Annotated in this window: 1 rRNA gene and 1 other annotated feature (1 of these 2 only partly in view); the gene reads left to right on the top strand. The window is 56.5% G+C overall.

Annotation, left to right across the window (positions count from 1 at the left end):
• Positions 1-2,668, top strand: a sequence feature (most likely nonfunctional fraction of RNA operon) (it extends 1,724 nt beyond the left edge of the window).
• 121 nt (positions 2,669-2,789) lie between these two features.
• Positions 2,790-2,906 (top strand): 5S ribosomal RNA (gene rrf, locus ACFQV6_RS44045).
• Positions 2,907-2,916: the final 10 nt, after the last annotated feature.

Here is a 2,916-nt window from a genome sequence, read left to right on the forward strand (position 1 = left end):
TTTTCCCGAGTAGCAGCGGACTCCTAGAATCTGCTGTGAATCTGCCAGGACCACCTGGTAAGGCTGAATACTTCCTGGTGACCGATAGCGGACTAGTACCGTGAGGGAATGGTGAAAAGTACCCCGGGAGGGGAGTGAAATAGTACCTGAAACCGTTCGCCTACAATCCGTCAGAGCCTCCTTTGTTGGGGTGATGGCGTGCCTTTTGAAGAATGAGCCTGCGAGTTAGTGGCATGTGGCGAGGTTAACCCGTGTGGGGTAGCCGTAGCGAAAGCGAGTCTGAAGAGGGCGTCTTTAGTCGCATGTTCTAGACCCGAAGCGGAGTGATCTAGCCATGGGCAGGTTGAAGCGTGGGTAAGACTGCGTGGAGGACCGAACCCACCAACGTTGAAAAGTTGGGGGATGACCTGTGGTTAGGGGTGAAAGGCCAATCAAACTCCGTGATAGCTGGTTCTCCCCGAAATGCATTTAGGTGCAGCGTCGTGTGTTTCTTGCCGGAGGTAGAGCACTGGATGGTCTAGGGGGCCTACAAGCTTACTGAAATCAGCCAAACTCCGAATGCCGGTAAGTGAGAGCGCGGCAGTGAGACTGCGGGGGATAAGCTTCGTAGTCGAGAGGGAAACAGCCCAGATCGCCAGCTAAGGCCCCTAAGCGTGTGCTAAGTGGAAAAGGATGTGGGATCGCATTGACAACCAGGAGGTTGGCTTAGAAGCAGCCACCCTTTAAAGAGTGCGTAATAGCTCACTGGTCAAGTGGTTCCGCGCCGACAATGTAGCGGGGCTCAAGCACACCGCCGAAGCTGTGGCATTCACATTTTAACCAGGCTGTTGCCCTTGAGGTGATGGTCCAGGTGTGTGGATGGGTAGGGGAGCGTCGTATGGCGGGTGAAGCGGCGGAGTGATCCAGTCGTGGACGCCATACGAGTGAGAATGCAGGCATGAGTAGCGAATGAAGGGTGAGAACCCCTTCCGCCGGATGACCAAGGGTTCCAGGGCCAGGCTAATCCGCCCTGGGTGAGTCGGGGCCTAAGGCGAGGCCGAGAGGCGTAGTCGATGGATAACGGGTTGATATTCCCGTACCCGCAAAGAAGCGCCCAAGACGAACCTTTCCATGCTAACCGCCCGATGCCGGCGAGGACTTCGGTCTGAGTTGGTGGAGGCCGGGACCCTGGTTGGTAGTAGTTTAGCGATGGGGTGACGCAGGAAGGTAGCTGATCCCGGCCGGTGGTTGTGCCGGGGTAAGCGTGTAGGCCGTGGTGTAGGCAAATCCGCACCGCATGAAGGCTGAGACGTGATGCCGAGCCGTTCTGGTGAAGTCAGTGATCCTATGCTGCCGAGAAAAGCCTCTAGCGATGTTTCGAGCGGCCCGTACCCTAAACCGACACAGGTGGTCAGGTAGAGAATACCGAGGCGACGGGTGAACTGTGGTTAAGGAACTCGGCAAATTGCCCCCGTAACTTAGGGAGAAGGGGGGCCGGACGCGTGAAGCCCCTTGCGGGTGGAGCGTGGTATGGCCGCAGAGAGCAGGGGGAAGCGACTGTTTACTAAAAACACAGGTCCATGCCAAGTCGTAAGACGATGTATATGGACTGACGCCTGCCCGGTGCTGGAACGTTAAGGGGACCTGTTAGCTCTTCGGGGCGAGGCGGAGAACTTAAGCGCCAGTAAACGGCGGTGGTAACTATAACCATCCTAAGGTAGCGAAATTCCTTGTCGGGTAAGTTCCGACCTGCACGAATGGCGTAACGACTTCCCCACTGTCTCAACCACAGGCCCGGCGAAATTGCAGTACGAGTAAAGATGCTCGTTACGCGCGGCAGGACGGAAAGACCCCGGGACCTTTACTATAGCTTGACATTGGTATCTGAATTTAATTGTGTAGGATAGGTGGGAGCCGGTGAAGCTTGGACGCCAGTTCAGGTGGAGGCAATGTTGAAATACCACTCTGTTGGGTTTGGGTATCTAACTTGCGGCCCTGATCGGGTCGAGGGACAGTGTCTGGTGGGTAGTTTAACTGGGGCGGTTGCCTCCTAAAGGGTAACGGAGGCGCCCAAAGGTTCCCTCAGCCTGGTTGGCAATCAGGTGTTGAGTGTAAGTGCACAAGGGAGCTTGACTGTGAGACTGACGGGTCGAGCAGGGACGAAAGTCGGGACTAGTGATCCGGCACTTGCGTGTGGAAGCGGTGTCGCTCAACGGATAAAAGGTACCCCGGGGATAACAGGCTGATCTTCCCCAAGAGTCCATATCGACGGGATGGTTTGGCACCTCGATGTCGGCTCGTCGCATCCTGGGGCTGTAGCAGGTCCCAAGGGTTGGGCTGTTCGCCCATTAAAGCGGTACGCGAGCTGGGTTTAGAACGTCGTGAGACAGTTCGGTCCCTATCCGCCGTGCGCGTTGGATACTTGAGAAGGGCTGTCCCTAGTACGAGAGGACCGGGACGGACGAACCTCTGGTGTGCCAGTTGTTCTGCCAAGGGCACGGCTGGTTGGCTACGTTCGGAAGGGATAACCGCTGAAAGCATCTAAGCGGGAAGCCTGCTTCGAGATGAGGTATCCCACCACCTTTGAGTGGGTAAGGCTCCCAGCTAGACTACTGGGTTGATAGGCCGGAAATGTAAGCACGGTAACGTGTTGAGTTGACCGGTACTAATAGGCCGAGGGCTTAACCATCTAATATTTTGCGCTTGCGTCCACTGTGTGATTCACAGCAAACGAACAACCACCCCACCCTGGGGCTGGCCGGTAACGGTCTGCACGGGTTGGGTTGCTGGTTTCGTACGCTGATAGGTGTTTCGGTGGTCATAGCGGTGGGGAAACGCCCGGTCTCATTCCGAACCCGGTAGCTAAGCCCGCCAGCGCCGATGGTACTGCACTCGGGAGGGTGTGGGAGAGTAGGACGCCGCCGGACTCAAACATGA

The sequence above is a fragment of the Actinoplanes sp. GCM10030250 genome (assembly GCF_042666575.1).
GTDB lineage: Bacteria > Actinomycetota > Actinomycetes > Mycobacteriales > Micromonosporaceae > Actinoplanes.